13 protein-coding genes and 1 pseudogene are annotated in these 18,079 nt (G+C 69.9%); 8 read left to right on the forward strand and 6 right to left on the reverse strand.

Translation table 11 applies throughout. The features are described 5' to 3' along the window. The first annotated feature begins 147 nt into the window (after nucleotides 1–147). From AB0412_RS01250 to AB0412_RS01270, 5 genes are all read left to right on the forward strand, one after another. Entirely contained in the window at nucleotides 148–1,494 is a 1,347-nt protein-coding gene (locus AB0412_RS01250; RefSeq protein ID WP_366400351.1) for an extracellular solute-binding protein, read from the forward strand. After that, nucleotides 1,491–2,432, forward strand: a complete 942-nt coding sequence (locus AB0412_RS01255) for a sugar ABC transporter permease (protein WP_366400352.1) — start codon at nucleotides 1,491–1,493, stop codon at nucleotides 2,430–2,432. The genes AB0412_RS01250 and AB0412_RS01255 overlap by 4 nt, the downstream gene beginning before the upstream one ends. Further along, complete coding sequence (locus tag AB0412_RS01260) at nucleotides 2,429–3,292, forward strand: carbohydrate ABC transporter permease (RefSeq protein WP_366400353.1); 864 nt, start codon at nucleotides 2,429–2,431, stop codon at nucleotides 3,290–3,292. Before AB0412_RS01255 ends, AB0412_RS01260 begins: the two co-directional genes overlap by 4 nt. Before the next feature lie 2 nt (nucleotides 3,293–3,294). Further along, on the forward strand, nucleotides 3,295–4,260 hold the full coding sequence (locus AB0412_RS01265; protein ID WP_366400354.1) for an arabinan endo-1,5-alpha-L-arabinosidase: 966 nt from the start codon (nucleotides 3,295–3,297) through the stop codon (nucleotides 4,258–4,260). 91 nt (nucleotides 4,261–4,351) lie between these two features. After that, nucleotides 4,352–5,866, forward strand: coding sequence for an alpha-N-arabinofuranosidase (locus tag AB0412_RS01270; protein ID WP_366400355.1), 1,515 nt, complete (start codon nucleotides 4,352–4,354; stop codon nucleotides 5,864–5,866). A 6-nt stretch (nucleotides 5,867–5,872) separates the two neighbouring features. Here the strand turns inward: AB0412_RS01270 and AB0412_RS01275 are convergent, their stop codons facing one another. Beyond that, nucleotides 5,873–8,677: a beta-galactosidase gene (locus AB0412_RS01275; protein ID WP_366400356.1), complete on the reverse strand. Its 2,805-nt coding sequence runs from the start codon at nucleotides 8,675–8,677 to the stop codon at nucleotides 5,873–5,875. A gap of 267 nt (nucleotides 8,678–8,944) precedes the next feature. Here AB0412_RS01275 and AB0412_RS01280 point away from each other — a divergent pair, with 267 nt between their 5' ends. Both AB0412_RS01280 and AB0412_RS01285 read left to right on the forward strand, forming a co-directional pair. After that, nucleotides 8,945–9,598, forward strand: a complete 654-nt coding sequence (locus AB0412_RS01280) for a DUF4360 domain-containing protein (RefSeq protein WP_366400357.1) — start codon at nucleotides 8,945–8,947, stop codon at nucleotides 9,596–9,598. A 187-nt stretch (nucleotides 9,599–9,785) separates the two neighbouring features. Continuing rightward, nucleotides 9,786–10,829, forward strand: a complete 1,044-nt coding sequence (locus AB0412_RS01285) for a hypothetical protein (RefSeq protein ID WP_366400358.1) — start codon at nucleotides 9,786–9,788, stop codon at nucleotides 10,827–10,829. On the opposite strand, the pseudogene AB0412_RS01290 reads toward AB0412_RS01285, so the two are convergent. Continuing rightward, nucleotides 10,810–10,935, reverse strand: a pseudogene (locus tag AB0412_RS01290) (DUF397 domain-containing protein); the annotation flags it as partial. The gene AB0412_RS01285 and the pseudogene AB0412_RS01290 overlap by 20 nt on opposite strands. Before the next feature lie 168 nt (nucleotides 10,936–11,103). Here AB0412_RS01290 and AB0412_RS01295 point away from each other — a divergent pair. Further along, nucleotides 11,104–12,072 carry an arabinan endo-1,5-alpha-L-arabinosidase gene (locus tag AB0412_RS01295; protein WP_366400359.1) on the forward strand — a complete coding sequence of 323 codons (969 nt, stop codon included), beginning with the start codon at nucleotides 11,104–11,106 and terminating at the stop codon, nucleotides 12,070–12,072. Between the two features lie 24 nt (nucleotides 12,073–12,096). On the opposite strand, the gene AB0412_RS01300 is transcribed toward AB0412_RS01295, so the two are convergent. From AB0412_RS01300 to mmsA, 4 genes are all read right to left on the reverse strand, one after another. Beyond that, nucleotides 12,097–13,827 carry a histidinol-phosphate transaminase gene (locus AB0412_RS01300; RefSeq protein WP_366400360.1) on the reverse strand — a complete coding sequence of 577 codons (1,731 nt, stop codon included), beginning with the start codon at nucleotides 13,825–13,827 and terminating at the stop codon, nucleotides 12,097–12,099. Between the two features lie 147 nt (nucleotides 13,828–13,974). Then, nucleotides 13,975–15,123 (reverse strand): aldose epimerase family protein, encoded by a 1,149-nt coding sequence (locus tag AB0412_RS01305; protein WP_366400361.1) that lies wholly within the window; start codon nucleotides 15,121–15,123, stop codon nucleotides 13,975–13,977. Between the two features lie 134 nt (nucleotides 15,124–15,257). Beyond that, the gene (gene mmsB / locus AB0412_RS01310; RefSeq protein ID WP_366400362.1) at nucleotides 15,258–16,502 is read right to left on the reverse strand and encodes a multiple monosaccharide ABC transporter permease; all 1,245 of its coding nucleotides are present in this window, start codon (nucleotides 16,500–16,502) and stop codon (nucleotides 15,258–15,260) included. Further along, complete coding sequence (gene mmsA, locus AB0412_RS01315) at nucleotides 16,499–18,049, reverse strand: multiple monosaccharide ABC transporter ATP-binding protein (RefSeq protein WP_366400363.1); 1,551 nt, start codon at nucleotides 18,047–18,049, stop codon at nucleotides 16,499–16,501. Before mmsA ends, mmsB begins: the two co-directional genes overlap by 4 nt. Between the last annotated feature and the right edge of the window lie 30 nt (nucleotides 18,050–18,079).

Consider the following 18,079-nt stretch of genomic DNA (forward strand, 5'->3'; position numbering starts at 1 on the left):
CTACGCGCCTGGATGTGTCCGCGTCATGCGCGCACGAGTTCTTGTCCGAACCATTGACGTGCCTGCCCTCCCCCCTTACGGTCCCGTTCGAAGTTACGAGCGTCATCCGAAATCTCGAACAATACCAGCGTATAGATGGGGCAGGGCATGGGACGACCTGGCCTGAGTCGCAGGCACCTACTGACCGCGGCCGGCGGCCTCGCGGTCGCCGGCAGTTTCGGATTCGCCGCCCTCGGCACCGGCGCCGACGCACTCGCGTCCAGCGCGAGCACCCGCGTGCGCTACTGGAACCTCTTCAGCGGCGGCGACGGCTACAACATGATCGCGATGCTGGACTCCTTCCGCGAGGACCAACCGAGCATCGACGTGAAGGACTCCACCCTCCAGTGGGGCAACCCGTACTACACCAAACTCGCGATGGCCGCCTCGGGCAACCGCGCCCCCGACCTCGCCGTGATGCACCTCGGCCGGGTCCCCGGCTTCTCCCCGGGACGCCTGCTCGACCCCTGGGACGTGAACCTGCTCGCCGAGTACGGCGTGCACGAACGGGACTTCAACCCCGAGCTGTGGAGGCGCGCCGTCGTCGACGGCAAGCTCTACGCCCTGCCCCTCGACATCCACGTCCAGCTCTGCTTCTACCGCAAGGACGTACTGAAGAAGGCGGGCCTGCTCGGCGACGACGGCCACATGGTCCCGGTGACCTCCACCGACGACTGGTTCGACGTCCTCAAGGAGGCCAGGAAGGCCACCAGGAAGGGACTGCAGACCCTCGGCCTGCACGTCAACGACCTCAACATCCAGTGGTGGATGTTCGTCGCCTTCTACACCCAGCTCGGCGGCACCTGGTTCGACGCGGCCGCCACCGAGGTCACCTTCGACACCGGCAAGGCCACCCAGGTCCTGGAGTTCCTGCGCCGCCACATCACCGACGGCTACGCCATCGCGGGCGCCGCCGACGCCGAACAGTTCGTCAACGGCGCCCCCTTCACCCTGGAGGGCAACTGGTCGGTGCCCGTCTTCGACGGCGCGGAACTCGACTACGGCGCCACCCCGCTGCCACCCGTCTTCGGCAAGCAGGCCACCCACGCCGAGTCCCACGCCTTCGTCCTGCCCCACCAGTCCGGCCGCGGCGGCGCCGCCAACGACGCCGCCCACCGGCTCGCCGCCTACATCGTGCGGCACGCCCAGCAGTGGGCCGGCGGCGGCCACATCCCCGCCTACACCCCCACCCTCACCTCGGCCGCGTACCGGAAGCTCCAGCCGCAGAGCGAGTACGTCTCCGCGATGGACCACCAGGCCACCGAACCCAAGGTGTGGTTCGCGGGCTCCACCGGACTGCTCGCCCAGCGCACCGGTCCCGTCGTGATGGCCTCCACCGCAGGCTCCGCCAAGCCCGAGGCCGCGGCCCGCCGCATCAAGGGCGTCCTCGGTCAACTCCTCGCCATGAAGAACCCGATGGACGGCAGGACCGCAGCAGAGGGAGGTGCGGCATGACCACGACCAGTGCCGAGACCGTCATCGCGACGGCGCCCGCGAAGACCGCCGCCGACACCACCACCGTCCGCCGCAAGCAGGGCTTCCAGCACGGCGTCTGGTTCGTCGCCCCCTTCCTCCTCCTCTTCACCCTCTTCATCATCTGGCCCCTGCTGCGCGGCCTCTACCTCAGCTTCACCGACGCCAACATCTCCGGCGAGGGCGCCCACTTCATCGGCCTCGACAACTACCGCGAGGCCCTCCAGGACGACCTGATGTGGGACTCCCTCGGCCACAGCGCCTACTTCACGCTGCTGGTCGTCCCCTGCATCACCGTCCTCGCCTTCCTCCTCGCGATGCTCGCCCACCACATCGAACGCGCCCCATGGCTGTGGCGGCTCTGCTTCTTCATGCCCTTCCTGCTGCCGTCCACCGTCGCGGCCAACCTGTGGCAGTGGCTGTTCAACCCCGGCACCGGCATGATCAACCACGTCTTCGGCATCGAGACGCCGTGGCTGTCCGACAAGTCGTACGCCATGCTCGCCGTCGTCATCTGCACCCTGTGGTGGACCGTCGGCTTCAGCTTCCTGCTCTACCTCGCCGCCCTCCAGGGCATCCCCGCCCACCTGTACGAGGCGGCCAAGCTGGACGGGGCGGGCGCCTGGCACCGCATGGTCCACATCACCCTGCCGATGCTCCGCAACATCACCGGCCTGGTGCTCACCCTGCAGATCCTCGCCTCGCTCCAGGTCTTCGACCAGGCCGTCGTCATGATGGACTTCGGCCCCGGACCCGAGGACTCCACCCGCACCTTCGTGCAGTTCACCCTCGAAGAGGGCTTCACCGCCTACCGCGTGGGCTACGCGTCCGCGATCTCCGTCATCTTCTTCGTGCTCATCGCGGCCGTCGCCCTCGCGCGGATGTGGCTGCTGCGCAACCGTGAGGAGGCCGGCCGATGACCACCGCCGCACCCCGGATCCGGGTCAGGACCCGCAGGCCCTGGACCCCCAGCCAGATTCTGCTCACCCTGCTCGGGACCGCCGTCTCCGCGGTGATCCTCTCCCCGCTCCTGTGGGCCCTGTTCACCTCCCTGAAATCGGAGACCGAAGCGGTCGAAGTCCCCCCGCACTGGCTGCCCAAGGACTGGACCGGCCAGGCATGGTCGGCCATCTTCGAGACCGGCAACATCACCAACTGGTTCGTGAACTCCGTCGTCGTCTCCGTCTGCGTCACGACCGTCGTCCTGATCGTGTCCGCCCTGGCCGGATACGGATTCGCCCGCACCGAGTTCCGTGGCAAGAACGTCCTCATGGGCATCGTGATGGCGGGCCTGATGATCTCCCCGGCCGTGCTCGGCGTGCCCCTGTTCACCACCGTCCAGCAGATGGGCATGGTCGACACCTACTGGGGCATGATCCTGCCCCAGTGCGCGCCCGCCGCCATGCTCTACATCCTCTACAAGTTCTTCCAGGGCATCCCCCGGGAACTCGAGGAGGCCGCCTTCATCGACGGCGCCGGCCGCTGGCGGGTCTTCTTCACCATCGTCCTGCCGCTGTCCCGCCCCTCCCTCGCGGCGGTCGGCATCTTCACCTTCATCAGCTCCTGGAACAACTTCCTGTGGCCGTACATGGTGACCAACAACCCCGACCTGATGACCATGCCGAACGGCATCGCGACCGTCATGAACTCCTACGGCATCCAGTGGGCCCAGCTCATGGCCGGCGGCCTCATGGCGGGCCTCCCGCTGATCATCGTCTTCGTCTTCTTCCAGCGCCAGATCGTGGCGGGCGTCGCCCACACCGGACTGGCAGGACAGTGACCATGCGCAGAATCCTCACAGCAGCGGCGACGGCGATGCTGGTGGCCCTGCTGCCCCACACGGCCCAGGCCGCACCGAGTTACCCGGACCCCCGCCCCATCACGGGCCAGGAGATCATCCACGACCCCACGGTGATGCGCCTCAAGTCCGGTGGCTACGTGGCGTATTCGACGGGCGGCATCATCGGCGCCCGCCTCTCCGACGACGGCACGCACTGGGACGACGCGGGCAACGCCTTCGCCGAACCGCCGAGCTGGTGGTACGAGTACAACGACACCGGCGACCCCTGGGCCCCCGACCTCACCTACCGCGCCGGCCGCTACTGGCTCTACTACGCGGTCTCCTCCTGGGGCACCAACCACTCCGCGATCGGCGTCGCCACATCGAAGACCGGCCTCCCCGGCACCTGGACCGACCACGGCAAGGTCTTCACCTCCGAGACGACGGACGAGTGGAACGCCATCGACCCGTCGATCATGCAGGCCGACGGCAAGCTGTGGATGAGCTTCGGCTCGTACTGGACCGGCATCCGCATGGTCGAACTGGACCCGGAGACGGGCAAGGCGAAACAGCACGCCACCGTCCACCACCTGGCCACCCGCCCCGACGCCCCCTACGCGGTGGAGGGCCCGGAGATCGTCAGACACGGCCGCCACTACTACCTCTTCGCGTCCTACGACGCGTGCTGCCAGGGCGTGAACTCGACCTACAAGATCAAGGTCGGCAGATCGACGTCCATCAAGGGCCCCTACGTCGACAGCACAGGCAAGCCGATGCTGGAAAGCGGCGGCGACCTGCTCCTGGAGGGCCATGGCCGCTACATCGGCACAGGCGGCCAGTCGACCTTCAAGGACAAGGGTAAGGACTGGCTGGCCTACCACTACTACGACGCAGAAGACGAAGGCACCCCGAAGCTGGGGCTCAACAAGCTGAATTGGTCAAAGAACGGCTGGCCCAACGTCCTTTAGGGGCGCGGGGCTGTATCCGATATGCGGCTCCGCCGCGTGGGCGCGACCAGCCACAAACCACCCGCACTCGGCAACGCATCGAAAGGACCCCATGCGTACCGCTCGCTTCACCCTCGACCCTGCTTTCACCACCGGCAAAGTCAACCCCCGCCTCTTCGGCTCCTTCGTAGAACACCTCGGCCGCTGCGTCTACACCGGCATCTTCGAACCCACCCACCCCACCGCGGACGAAGCCGGCCTCCGCCAGGACGTCCTCGACCTGGTCCGCGAACTCGGCGTCACCGCCATCCGCTACCCCGGCGGCAACTTCGTCTCGGGCTACAAGTGGGAGGACTCGGTCGGACCCGTGGAGGACCGTCCCCGCCGCCTCGACCTCGCCTGGCACTCCACCGAGACGAACCGTTTCGGCCTCTCCGAGTACATCGACTTCCTCAAGAAGCTCGGCCCCGAGGCCGAACCCATGATGGCCGTCAACCTCGGCACCCGGGGCGTCGCCGAGGCCCTGGAACTCCAGGAGTACGCCAACCACCCCGCCGGCACCGCCCTCTCCGACCTCCGTGTGACCCACGGCGACAAGGACCCGTACGGCATCAGGCTCTGGTGCCTGGGCAACGAGATGGACGGCCCGTGGCAGACCGGCCACAAGACCGCCGAGGAATACGGCCGCATCGCCGCCGAGACGGCCCGCGCGATGCGCCAGCAGGACCCCGGCGTGGAACTGGTCGCCTGCGGGTCCTCCGGCCAGTCCATGCCCACCTTCGCCGAGTGGGAGGCGACGGTCCTCGCCGAGACGTACGACCTCGTCGACTACATCTCCCTCCACGCCTATTACGAGCCCCTCGACGGCGACATCGACTCCTTCCTCGCCTCGGCCGTCGACATGGAGTCCTTCATCGAGAACGTCGTCGCCACCTGCGACCACATCGGCGCGCGGCTCAAGTCGAAGAAGAAGATCAACCTCTCCTTCGACGAGTGGAACGTCTGGTACATGTCCCGCTGGCAGGAGCAGGCGACGACCTTCGCGCAGGACGACTGGCCGGAGGCCCCGCCACTGCTGGAGGACAACTACAGCGTCACCGACGCGGTCGTCTTCGGCTCGCTCCTCATCGCCCTGCTGCGGCACGCCGACCGCGTCACCGTCGCGTGCCTCGCGCAGCTCGTCAACGTGATCGCCCCGATCATGACCGAGCCGGGCGGCCCGGCCTGGCGGCAGACGACGTTCTTCCCGTTCGCGCAGGCATCCCGGCACGGCCGCGGGGAGGTCCTCGACGTCCGCGTGGACTCACCGACGTACGAGACGGCCAAGTACGGCGAGACGGACCTGCTGCACGCCACCGCCGTACGCGCCGACGACGGCACGGTCACCGTCTTCGCGGTCAACCGCAGCCGCACCGAGCCGCTGCCCATCGAAGTCGCCCTGAACGGCCTCGATCTGAGCACCGTCGTCGAGCACAGCGCCCTCGCCGACGCCGACCCCGACGCCCGCAACACCCGGGAGAACCCCGAGCGGGTCGTCCCGCACACGGTCGACGGCACCACCGTCGCCGACGGCCGGCTCACCGCCGTACTCGAGCCGCTGTCCTGGAACGTGATCCGGCTCGCCTGAGCGCGCTCACCGGCCGGGGGAGTCCACCGCTTCCACCGGAACTCCTCCGGCCGCCGCGCCCAGCAGCGTCAGCCGTACGTCACCCGGCCCCGCCGGTGTGGTCCCGTCCGACAGGACGGCGAGCGCCAGTGTGTTGGAACCACGTGTGCGGAGGATCCCGTTCGGCAGGGCGAAGGTGTGCTGCGGGCCCACATCGTTGATGTACTGGCCCAGGTTCCAGCCGTTGAGGAAGATCTGCACCCGGTAGGCGCGCTCCCGGTCGTCGTCCAGCACCAGCCCCACCGAGGCATCGAGATCCTTCGGCACCGACAGCTTGAACTCGGTCCGGTACCAGGCCACTCCCTGCCGCCGGTCGGCGCGCGGGAACTCGACGGACTCCCAGTCGCCGTCGTCGCCGTCGTCGTGCCCGGGCAGATGCCAGCCGTGCCGCTCGCCGTACAGCCCGCCGTTGTTCAGCGGCCCCCGCACCCGGTCCGGCTCCCCGGCCCCCCGGATCCGCCAGCTGACCGACGGCGAGGCGCCCTCGAACTCGACGGCCATCAGCCCACGCGCCGCCTTGTACGCGCCCTCGGCCGCCTCGTCGCCCGCACGCTGCATCCGCCGCACCAGCACCGACAGCACATGCGTCCCCGGCTCGCGCAGCCGCTCGGGCACGTCGAAGGTGGCGGTGGCCGTCCAGGTGCCGCGGTCCGCCGTGTCCTCGTCCGGCTCCGGCATGCGGTGGGTGCCCAGCGGCTCCCCGTCCAGCCACGCCATCAGCAGGCCCTGCGTGCCGGTGCTGTAGGACAGCGACACCTGCTCGACGTCCCGCGCGTCCTCGAACCGTCCCCGGTACCAGACGTCGCCGTAGTGGAAGCCGTAGTCGTCCGCGAAGAGCACCGGCCCGCCCTCGGGCACGGGCGTGGAGCTGCGCGACGACGTGCGGTCCGCGGCCGGCCAGTCCGAGTCGTCGAAGTCCGGGTCGGACTCCGGGTTCTCGGTCCGCCGCCGCCAGCCGTCGAGCGCCGGGAGCGTGACGGTCGGCGCGGCCGGCATCAGCCCCTCCAGCACCAGGCTCCCGGTGCGGCCGACCTGGGTGCGCAGCAGCCGTCCGTTCCAGGTGACGGCCGTGACACCGCGCGGCGCCCACACCTCCAGTCCGGTCTCGCCGACGACGTCACCGGTGAGGTGGACGGTCGAGCCGCGCACGGTGGCCGTCCGCAGCAGGGCGGGGCCGTAGACCAGCAGGGAGCCGGACGGGGTCTCGCAGGGCCACAGCCGCAGCGCGGTCGCGTCGTCGGCGAACAGCAGCAGCATGGGCGTGTCGGAGTCCCCGCCCTCCACCAGCACACGGGCCAGCCAGCCCACGCCGAGCGGCACCACGACGTTCAGCCTGCCCTGCTGGTAGGACCAGGCGGGCTCCAGGTCCAGGCGGGTGGTGGTCGGCTGGGTCTCGCAGTCCAGGGCGAGCTGTGCCGTCTCGCCCTTGCGGCCGGTGAACACCACGATGTCCTGCCGCCCGGCGGTCAGACTCACCATGGGCTGCGCGGTCGTGTAGGCCAGCTTGCGCCGCCCGAGCTCCAGGTTGGCCGCGAGCAGTCTGGTGTCCCCGGCCGCCACCGTGACCGGCACCTCGATGCCGGTGTCCGGCAGGGTCGTGGTGACCGGCTCGTCGGCGTCGTTGCGCAGGACGTAGAAGTCGGCGTCGGTGTCCGGGTTGGTCAGGTGGCGCACCGTCAGCCGCTCGTCGTTCACCCGCACCTCCCGCGCCCGGTCGAGCCGGGCGAGCTCGGGCACGGTGCGCAGCAGATGCCCGAGCTGGTGCGTGGCGGCGGCCTTGGACGTCGGGCGGCGCCCCTCGTTCACCGGCGCCCCGTAGTCGTACGACGTGTAGACGCCCGGTCCGGGCAGCCATCCCCACGAGGTGCCGCCGAAGGCCATCCGGACGTCGTGGACGGTGATCCCGTCGGCGAGGTGGGTGAGGGCGGTGCGCCGCAGGGAAGCGGGGCCCTGGTCGGCAAACACCTGGGTGTACCCCTTGCCGCCGGAGCCGGCTCCGCCCCACGCGTCCGGCCGGCCGGTCTCGACGGCCTGCGGCGCCCACAGTCCGTCCAGTGCGCCGCCGCGGTGGAGCACCGGCACGTCGATACGGTCGTCGCGCATCTTGCGGGACAGGTGCTCCTGGTGGGCGGGCCCGCCGTGACCGTCCTCGACCCGATAGAGCAGTACGGTGCCGCCGCCCGCCGTGTAGAGGTGGCGGACGGCGATGGCGTTGACGGCGCTGAGCCACTCGTCGACGTGCCGCAGATACGCCGGGTCGGCGGTCCGCGCGGTGCCGTCGGCGACCGTCAGCCAGCCGGGGAGACCCCCCGCGTCCACATCGGCGCCGATGTACGGCCCCGGATCCAGCACGACGTACAGCCGCTCCTCGGCAGCCGTGCGCAGGAACAGATCGAGGTCACGCACCCCGCTGAAGTCGTACTTCCCCGGCGCGGGGGAGTGGTGGTTCCAGGCGACGGGCACGGTGACGGCGTTGTGCCCGAGCGCACGCAGCTTCTGCAGCACGTCCCGCCACAGGGACGGGCTGGGCAGCCGGAAGAAGTGCACTTCCCCGGACCACAGCACCAGGCGCCGCCCGTCGACCAGCAGCGAGTGCCGGTCGTGGCCGACCCGGTGCCGCCTCCCGTCCGCGCGCGGCGGAGCGGGCGGCGGACCCGTGGGCACGGTGCGGGCCGTGCGCGGGCCGGTCGCCGCCCCGCCGCTGCCGGCCAGCGCGAGACCGAGCGCCGCCGTACCGGCCAGGGCGGTGAAGGTACGCCTGCTGAGCTCCAAGGGAGCGCCTCCTGTTGGGGTGCCACAAGGGGTGCTGGTGGGCCATTGTCTACGAAGGGGCCGCACGCCGTTCACACGGGGACCCGATACGCACCTTTCGCCCGGGGTTGGCGTGTCGGAAGTGAATGGCCGGAGATGGCTCTGTCCGTGGCGCGCACCACTCCATACGATGCGAGCGCTCCCGGCCTTCACAGCGTCTTCATGCCTCCTTCACGAGGGCCGGGAGCGCATGCGTGACTTCACCCCCCACCGATTGGACGGAAACCCATGGCTACGGGCCTGCTCCTGACCGCCGCGGCGGCGTCCGCGCTCCTCACCGCCGCGTTACCCGCGCACAACCCGTCCTCCGGGTTCGAGGACCCGCCCCCGGACAAGATCGTCATCAAGGTCGCCACGGTGAACGGCTCGGGCTGCCCCCAGGGGACGACCGCGGTCGCCGTCTCCGAGGACAACACCGCCTTCACGGTCACCTACAGCGAGTACCTCGCCCAGGCGGGCGGGGACTCGGCCCCGACCGCGTTCCGCAAGAACTGCCAGCTCAGCCTGATCGTCCACGTCCCCCAGGGCTTCACCTACGCCGTGGCCAGCGCCGACTACCGGGGCTTCGCCTCCCTCCAGCCCGGCGCGAAGGGCACGCAGAGAGCGTCGTACTACTTCCAGGGGTCCCCGAACACGGAGTACCGCAGCCATCCCTTCGCGGGCCCCTACGAGAACAACTGGCAGGCCACTGACACCACCGACTGGGCCCAGCTGGTCTGGGCCCCCTGCGGAGTCCAGCGCAACTTCAACATCAACACGGAGCTGCGCGTGAGCGCGGGGTCGGACCCCGACGAGGTCAGTTTCATGACGATGGACTCGACGGACGGGGACATCAGCACGATCTACCACCTGGCGTGGAAGGAGTGCCCGGAGAAGTCCTGACGGTGTGAGAAGGCGGCCCGCGAGCGTCTGCGGGCCGCCCCGGCGTGCGCCGTCGAGCCCACCCGGCTTGCCGGGGTCCGGCAACGGGCTGGTGCGGGGCGCTGCCGTGCCGGGGCCTGACGTGTGTTGCGTGAAGGCAGGTACCTTTCCTGCTCCACCGACCGGCAGCCCGACCGTGGGAGGAACGTTGCCGAGAACGCCCCGCGCCTGGCAGACGACGCTGCCCGTCGTCCTCGGCCTGATCGTGCTGCTGGTCTCCGTCTGGATGTTCGTCATCGTGCCCGTGCGCCAGGCCGAGGAGCGCGCGTACGACACCGCCCGTGTGACCTCCGTACCGGCCACCGTCGAGGCCAGGGTCGACGAGCACCGCTACCGGAGCGTCCGGCACTGGCTGCACGTCACCGAACGCGGCTCGGACACCGAGCGGCGGCTGCGGATGGACGGCACCGGCAGCGAGGCCGTCTACGAGTCCGTGCGCCCCGGCGACCGGGTGACCCTCGCGTACTGGCGTGGCGAAGTCCGCGCCGTGACCTTCGACGGCCGCACGCAGCAGACCCACGCGTCCCCGCGCGGCGACTGGCGGATGCCGCTCGGCATCGGCCTGGGCCTCCTGCCCGCGGGGCTGCTCCTGGTGTGGACCGCGTGGTGGTACCGCCACCGCTTCCCGGCCGCCCCCAGAGGGCGGCACAGCCTGGGCCCCGCCGCGCTGTGGGTGGCCGGCGTCGTGGAGGGCACCTTCGCCTTCTTCGCGAGCGCCGCCGGGGACGGAGTGACCGACGTCCTCCTGGTCGCCGCGTGCGGCATCCCGCCGTCCGCCGCCCTCGGCGCGCTCAGCATGTGGCTGGTGTGGCGGCGGCTCCGCAAGGCGGACGACACCAGCGACATCGTGCCGGCCGTCCCGGCCGCCCGGGTGACGGTACGTGCGACCGTCCACGGCGACGTGCCGTACAGCCGCCCCGGCTACGGCCTCCTCGTGCTGGGCGACGGGCCGCCCGCCGCCACCCCCGACCCCGCCGGCCGCGTCGCCCGCGCGGCCCTGCCGGAGGCGCTCGCCGTGGAGCGGGTACGCGGCTGGCGGCTCGGCGAGGACCCCGACGACTGGCCCGGCATGTACAAGTTCAACGGCATCGTCATCGAGTGCCGCGACGGTGACCAGGAGGTCCTGATCGCCACGCGCAGGCGCGACGCGCCGCTGATCCTCGGAGCGCTGCTCAGCCCCGCAGCCGTGTGAGGACGTCCGTCCAGGCGGTGGGGGAGAGGGCCAGCTGGGGGCCGTCCTCGTCCTTCGAGTCGCGCACGTGGATGGTGGCGGGGCGGGCCGCTACCTCGACGCAGTCGTCGACGCCGCGCCGCCCGCCAAGACCGTCCGGCCGAGATCGATCTCAACGGGGGCAACGGCCACTGAGCGGGGTCGTGTGAACCATTGACGCGCAAGGGGTTCGATTCTACGTTCCCGTCCGATGTAGCGATCGCTGTTCGATATGCCGAACCGAACAGGAGCCCCCATGAGCCGCAAGAGGACCGCACTCCTCGCCCTCCCCGCCGCCGCCCTCCTCGCCCTCGTCCCGAGCACGGCGTCGGCCTACCCCGACCCCGGGCGCGTCACCGGATCCGTCATCACGCACGACCCGTCGATGATCCGCACCTCGTCCGGGCAGTACCTCCTCTACGCGACCGGTGGCGGGATCGCCCACAAGACCTCCGGCGACCGCATCGCCTTCTCCGCCGGTGCCGACGCCTTCTCCTCCCGCCCGAGCTGGTGGCGCACCTACTCGTCCGTCCCCGAGGCGTGGGCGCCGGACATCTCGTACCACGGCGGCAAGTACCTGATGTACTACTCGGTCTCGTCGTTCGGCTCGAACACCTCGGCCATCGGGCTGGCCACCTCCAGCACCGGCCGGCCGGGCAGCTGGAGCGACCACGGCATCGTCTACACCTCCGGCTCCTCCAGCGACTTCAACGCCATCGACCCGAACCTGTTCGTCGACGACGACGGCAAGTGGTGGCTGTCCTTCGGCAGTTGGTGGACCGGCATCAAGATGATCCGGATCGACCCGTCCACCGGCAAGCAGCTGTCCTCCCACACCACCCGCTACTCCCTGGCCTCCCGCCCGACCGGGACGAAGGCCGTCGAAGCACCGTTCATCGTCAAGCGGGGCGGCTACTACTACCTCTTCGCCTCCTACGACACCTGCTGTGCCGGCACCAGCTCCACGTACAAGGTCAAGGTCGGCCGCGCCACCAGCGTCACCGGGCCCTACCGCGACAAGAACGGCGTCTCGATGATGAGCAACGGAGGCACTGCGGTGCTGGAGTCGCACGGCAGCGTCATCGGACCGGGCGGTCAGTCGATCCTCGGGGACGTCGACGGCGACCTGATCGTCTACCACTACTACGACGGCAACGACAACGGCACACCCAAGCTGGGCATCAACCTGCTGAACTGGAGCAGCGGCTGGCCCGTCGCCTACTGACCGACGGCGGCAGCGGCACGCGCCTCAGCCCGCCTGCTGACCCATCCCGGCCGCGTTCGGCCACGTCTGCGCGCCGGGCCAGCCGCTCGCCGGGGCTGGGGAGAGGCCGTTGGTGCCCCGCACCTGCGCGGCCGTCAGACCACCGCGGGCGGGCACGCCGGGCGGGGTGGGACCGGTGGGCGGCGGCATCTGAGCGGGGGACGGGAAGGGGGCCGCGGCGGCCGGCGCGGGCACGGGCTCCGGTACCGGCACGGGAGCCGGAGCCGGTACCGGCTGGGGCGCCGACCGCGGCGCGGGCTGAGCATAGGGCTGCGGCACCCCCTGCATCCCCTGCGACATCCCTTGCTGCATCCCCACCGCGGCCGCCGCGGGCACCGGCGCCCCCGTCGGCACGGATGCTGCCGCCGGCATCGGCATCCCGTCGCCCACGCCCGCCGGTGCGGCGGACGCGGCGGCGGGGAGCGGCATGCCGGTGCCGGCGGCCGGGGCGGCGGCGAGCCCCGGGGCACCGGCACCGGCGGCTTGTGCGGCCAGCCCCCGCATGCCTCCCCCGTTGGTCTCGCTCACCAGGCGGTCCACCGCCGCCGTGCCCGAGCTGTAGCCGGTCCCTGTGCCCGGCTCGGGCACGGCGGCTCCCCTCCTGGACGTCCCGTAGAGCACCTGTTCCAGGCCGGACACCAGGCGACGCACGTCCACCTGGGGGCGCACCACGAGACGCAGGAAGCGACTGGAGGAACCGATCTTGTTGCCGCACTCGCGGACCAGGATCCGGTGCTCGGTGAGCATCCTGTCCCGCACCACGGTGCCCTCGGCGCCCACGGGGAGGCGCACGAAGAGGAAGTTGCCCTGCGAGGGGTAGACCGTCAGACCGGGCAGGGAGGAGAGCTGGCCGGACATGTCCATACGGTCCCGGCGGACCTGGTGGAGGCTCTGGGCGTACTCGGCGCCGTGCTCCTTCAGCATGAACACCACGTGCTCGGCGAAGGAGTTGAGGTTCCACTTGGGCAGCATCGCGCGGATACGGCCCGCCAGCGCCGGGTTGGCGACCAGATAGCCGAACCGTATGCCGTGCAGGCCGAAGTTCTTGCCGAGGCTGCGCAGCACGATGACGTTGGGACGCAGCATCGCCTCCTGCACCACCGACGGCTCGGCCTCCGCGTCGGCGAACTCCAGGAAGCTCTCGTCGATCACCACCAGATCCAGGTCGGCCATCGCGTCCATGAACTGCACGATCGCGTGCTTGTGCAGGAAGCCGCCGTCGGGGTTGTTCGGGTTGCAGATGACCGCGACCCTGGTGCCCCGCGCCCGGATGAACTCGGCGTACTGCGCGAGGTCGAGGGCGAAGCCGCTGGACTCCTGGAGCGGGAACATGTCGACCCGCTTGCCGGTCTCCATGGGCTGGTCGGTCCAGCGGCCGAAGGTGGGGACGGGGACGGCGAGGGACTCCCGCACCATCAGGTGGTCGATCCAGGTGATCAGCTCCGTGGAGCCGTTGCCCATGGCCACGCACTGCGGCGGCAGTTGCAGCAGGCTGCACAGCTCGGCCGTGATGGTGTCGGCGCTGCTCGGGTAGTACGTGATGATGTCCCGCAGCCGTACCGCCATCTCCTCGAACATGGCCGGGGTGGGGAAGTACGGGTTGCAGGGAATGCAGAAGTCCACCGGACCGGCCCCGTCGCTCTCCCGTGCCAGCGCCGCCATCGACGGGCTGTGCGCCGCCGTGGTGCGGAAGAGCGAGGTGACGTTGTCGGCCAAGGGAACCTCCGGGTGCGGCGGACCCGCCGGGGAGGAACGGGCCCGTCATGCGTGGGTGGCCCGCGCGGGGGAGCACGGGCCACCCAGGAGTACGGAGTCGGCCGGGAGACCGTTCAACTCATGTGAGGAAAATGTGACGGCTGCGGCTCACGAGCCGAACGAGTGAACCGTCGTCGTCCGGTAGGTCTCGCCCGGCCGCAGCACGGTCGACGGGAACGTCGGCTGGTTCGGCGAGTCCGGGAAGTGCTGCGTCTCCAGGCACAGCCCGTCACCCTGCCGGTAGACCCGCCCGCCGGTGCCCACGAGGGTGCCGTCGAGGAAGTTGCCGGAGTAGAACTGCAGGCCCGGCTCGTTGGTGCTGATCCGCAGGGAGCGCCCGGAGGACGGGTCGCGCAGGGTCGCGGCGTGCTCCGGACGGCCGGTGATGCCCTTGTCGAGCGCCCAGTTGTGGTCGAACCCCTGCCCGAACAGCACCTGCTCGTGCGCGCTGCGGATGTCCCGGCCGACCGGCTTGGCCCGGCGGAAGTCGAACGGTGTGCCCGCGACCTTCGCCAGCTCGCCCGTGGGGATGAGCCCCTTGTCGACCGGCGTGAACCGCGACGCGGCGATCGACAGCTCGTGGTCGTAGATCGTGCCGCTGCTCTCGCCGGCGAGGTTCCAGTAGACGTGGCTGGTGAGGTTGACGACGGTGGCCTTGTCGGTGGTGGCCTCGTAGTCGATGCGCCAGTCGCCGTCCCGGGTGAGCGTGTACGTCACCTTCGCCCTGAGGGTGCCCGGGTAGCCCATCTCGCCGTCGACGCTGGTGTAGTGCAGGCGCAGCCCGACGTCGGACCCCTCGGCGAACGGCTCGACGTCCCACACCCGCTTGTCGAAGCCCTGCGCACCGCCGTGCAGGCTGTTCTCACCGTCGTTGACGGACAGCTGGTACGCCGTGCCGTCCAGGGTGAAGCGCCCCTTGTCGATGCGGTTGCCGTAGCGGCCGATCAGGGCGCCGAAGTAGGGGCTGGAGGCGACGTAGTCGTCCAGGTTGTCGAAGCCGAGGGAGACGTTGGCATACCGCCCGCGGCGGTCGGGGACCTCCAGCGACTGCACGATGCCGCCGTAGGACAGGACCTTCATGCGGGTCCCGCCGTTCTCCAGCGACCACCGGTACACCTTCGTACCGTCGCCGAGCTTCCCGAAGAGTTCCTTCACCGGCTTCCTGCCTCCAGCGGCGTGTGCGGTGCCGCCCACAGCGGCAGCAGTGAGACCGGCGGCGGCAGCCCCGGCGATGACGGTGCGTCTGCTCAGTTCCATACGGCAGCTCCTAAACGGGGAGTCGGGCAACACCGCTCAAGGGCGCGGGGCAGTGCCGATATGCGGCTCCGCCGCGTGGGCGCGACCAGCCACAACCAGCCCGCAGCCACCCCACGACCGAAGCGACCTGCCCCCTATGAACCGACCTTGCGCTTGTTCCACACGTCGAACCCGACCGCCGCCAGCAGCACCAGTCCCTTGATGACCTGCTGCCAGTCCGTGCCGATCCCGACGAGATTCATACCGTTGTTCAGCACACCCAGGACCAGACCGCCGATGATCGCGCCGAGCACGGTCCCGACCCCGCCGCTCATCGACGCACCGCCGATGAACGAGGCCGCGATCGCCTCCAGCTCGAAGTTCAGGCCGGCCTTGGGAGAGGCCGCGTTGAAGCGGGCGGCGAACACCAGACCCGCCAGGGCCGCGAGCATGCCCATGTTCAGGAAGACCAGGAAGGTCACCTTCTTGTCCCGCACGCCCGAAAGCTTCGCCGCGGGCAGGTTGCCGCCGATGGCGTAGATGTGGCGGCCGATGACGGCGTTGCGCATCACATAGCCGAAGCCGACGAGCAGCACGCCCAGGATCAGCAGCACGATCGGCGTGCCCTTGTAGCTGGCCAGCAGCAGCGTCACCGTGAGGATCGCCGCCCCGAGCGCGACCAGCTTCAGCAGGAACAGCTTGGCCGGCAGCACCTCCAGGGCGAACTCCTGCTGCCGCCGCCGGTCGCGGACCTCCTGGAACACCACGAACGCGATCAGCGCGAAGCCCAGCAGCAACGTGAGGTTGTGGTAGTTGGTCTCCGGCCCGACCTCCGGCAGGAAGCCGTTGGCGACCTTCTGCAGGCCCTTCGGGAACGGGCCGAGGGTCTGGCCCTCCAGGAAGATCTCCGTCAGACCGCGGAAGGTCAGCATGCCCGCGAGGGTCACGATGAACGACGGTATGCCGCCGTACGCGATGAAGAACCCCTGTATCGCGCCCGCGAGGGCGCCCACGGCCAGGCACAGCACGACCGCCACCGGCCACGGCAGGTCGTTCCTGACCATGAACACCGCGGCCATGGACCCGACGAACGCCGTCAGTGAACCCACCGACAGATCGATGTGGCCGGCGATGATGACCAGCATCATGCCGATCGCCAGGATCAGGATGTAGCTGTTCTGCAGCACCAGGTTGGAGACGTTGCGCGGCAGCAGCAGGTCACCGTCGGTCCACACCGCGAACAGCGCCACGATCAGACCGAGCGCGATCAGCATGCCGTACTGCCGCATGTTGCGGCGCATGCCGTCCAGCATCAGCCGGAGCAGGCCGTCGCCGCCGGCCGGCCCGCCCTTCCCGGCCGGCGCGGGGGCCGGTGTCTTGGCGGTCACATCCGTACTCATCGGGATACCTCTTTGTCCTTCGTCATCTGACGCATCAGCGCTTCCTGGGAGGCCTCGGCCCGCGAGAACTCACCGGTGAGCCGCCCGGCGGCCATCGTGTAGATGCGGTCGCACATGCCGAGCAGCTCGGGCAGCTCGGAGGAGATGAAGACGACCGCCTTGCCCTGGGCGGCCAGCTGGTCGATGACCGTGTAGATCTCGTACTTGGCCCCGACATCGATGCCACGCGTCGGCTCGTCGAGGATCAGCACATCGGGACCGGCGAAGATCCACTTGCTGAGGACGACCTTCTGCTGGTTGCCGCCGGACAGCTTGCCCACCGGCTCGAAGACCGTCGGCGCCTTGATGTTCATGGACTTGCGGAAGCCCTCGGCGACCTGCCGCTCCTCGTGCTCGTCCACCACGCCCCGCCTCGCGACCTTCTTCAGGGCGCTGAGCGAGATGTTGCGGTTGATGGTGTCGATGAGGTTCAGCCCGTAGTGCTTGCGGTCCTCGGTGACGTACGCGATCCCGTGCGCGACCGCCTCCGGGACGGTCTTCGTACGGATCTCCTTGCCGTCCTTGAGGACCGTGCCCGCCGCGTGCCGGCCGTAGGTGCGGCCGAAGACGCTCATCGCCAGCTCGGTGCGGCCGGCGCCCATGAGACCCGCGATGCCGACGATCTCCCCGCGCCGCACCGCCAGCGACACGTCGTCGACGACCTTGCGCTGCTGGTCGATCGGGTGGTGCACGGTCCAGCCCCGGATCTCCAGCGCAGGGGCGGCGCCCTCCTCCGGCTGGTGCGGGGTCCGCTCCGGGAAACGGTGCTCCAGGTCGCGGCCCACCATGCCGCTGATGATCCGGTCCTCGGTGGTCTCCGGGGCCTTCACGTCGAGCGTCTCGATGGTCCGCCCGTCGCGCAGGATCGTCACCGAGTCGGCGACCCGGCGGATCTCGTTCAGCTTGTGGGAAATGATGATCGAGGTGATGCCCTGGTCCTTCAACTGCAGGATCAGCTCGAGGAGTTTGCCGCTGTCCTCGTCGTTGAGCGCGGCGGTCGGCTCGTCGAGGATGAGCAGCTTCACCTTCTTGGAGAGGGCCTTCGCGATCTCCACGAGCTGCTGCTTGCCGACGCCGATGTCGGCGACCCGGGTCTCCGGGTGCTCGTCGAGGCCGACGCGGCGCAGCAGTTCGGTGGCGTGCCGGAGTGTCTCGTTCCAGTCGATCAGGCCGCGGGTGGCGTGCTCGTTGCCGAGGAAGATGTTCTCCGCGATGGACAGATACGGCACCAGGGCCAGCTCCTGGTGGATGATCACGATGCCGTGCTGCTCGCTGGCCCTGATGTCCTTGAACCGGCAGACCTCCCCCTCGAAGAGGATCTCCCCCTCGTAGGTGCCGTGCGGGTGGACGCCGGAGAGGACCTTCATCAGGGTCGACTTGCCGGCGCCGTTCTCCCCGCAGATGGCGTGGACCTCGCCCTGCCGGACGGTCAGGCTGACGTCCGACAGCGCCTTGACGCCGGGAAAGGTCTTGACGATCGAGCGCATTTCCAGGACGGGTCCCGCCATGGTCGTGCCTTCCAGTCAGTGGTGAGTCGT

The organism is Streptomyces sp. NPDC052012 (assembly GCF_040689265.1).
Taxonomy (GTDB): domain Bacteria; phylum Actinomycetota; class Actinomycetes; order Streptomycetales; family Streptomycetaceae; genus Streptomyces.

What these genes read in the sequence shown, in the direction of transcription:
- AB0412_RS01305 (WP_366400361.1), bottom strand. Translation starts at nt 15,123, where the DNA reads ATGGAACTGAGCAGACGCACCGTCATCGCCGGGGCTGCCGCCGCCGGT.
- mmsB (WP_366400362.1), bottom strand. Translation starts at nt 16,502, where the DNA reads ATGAGTACGGATGTGACCGCCAAGACACCGGCCCCCGCGCCGGCCGGG.
- AB0412_RS01280 (WP_366400357.1), top strand. Translation starts at nt 8,945, where the DNA reads ATGGCTACGGGCCTGCTCCTGACCGCCGCGGCGGCGTCCGCGCTCCTC.
- AB0412_RS01260 (WP_366400353.1), top strand. Translation starts at nt 2,429, where the DNA reads ATGACCACCGCCGCACCCCGGATCCGGGTCAGGACCCGCAGGCCCTGG.
- AB0412_RS01295 (WP_366400359.1), top strand. Translation starts at nt 11,104, where the DNA reads ATGAGCCGCAAGAGGACCGCACTCCTCGCCCTCCCCGCCGCCGCCCTC.
- AB0412_RS01270 (WP_366400355.1), top strand. Translation starts at nt 4,352, where the DNA reads ATGCGTACCGCTCGCTTCACCCTCGACCCTGCTTTCACCACCGGCAAA.
- AB0412_RS01250 (WP_366400351.1), top strand. Translation starts at nt 148, where the DNA reads ATGGGACGACCTGGCCTGAGTCGCAGGCACCTACTGACCGCGGCCGGC.
- mmsA (WP_366400363.1), bottom strand. Translation starts at nt 18,049, where the DNA reads ATGGCGGGACCCGTCCTGGAAATGCGCTCGATCGTCAAGACCTTTCCC.
- AB0412_RS01255 (WP_366400352.1), top strand. Translation starts at nt 1,491, where the DNA reads ATGACCACGACCAGTGCCGAGACCGTCATCGCGACGGCGCCCGCGAAG.
- AB0412_RS01265 (WP_366400354.1), top strand. Translation starts at nt 3,295, where the DNA reads ATGCGCAGAATCCTCACAGCAGCGGCGACGGCGATGCTGGTGGCCCTG.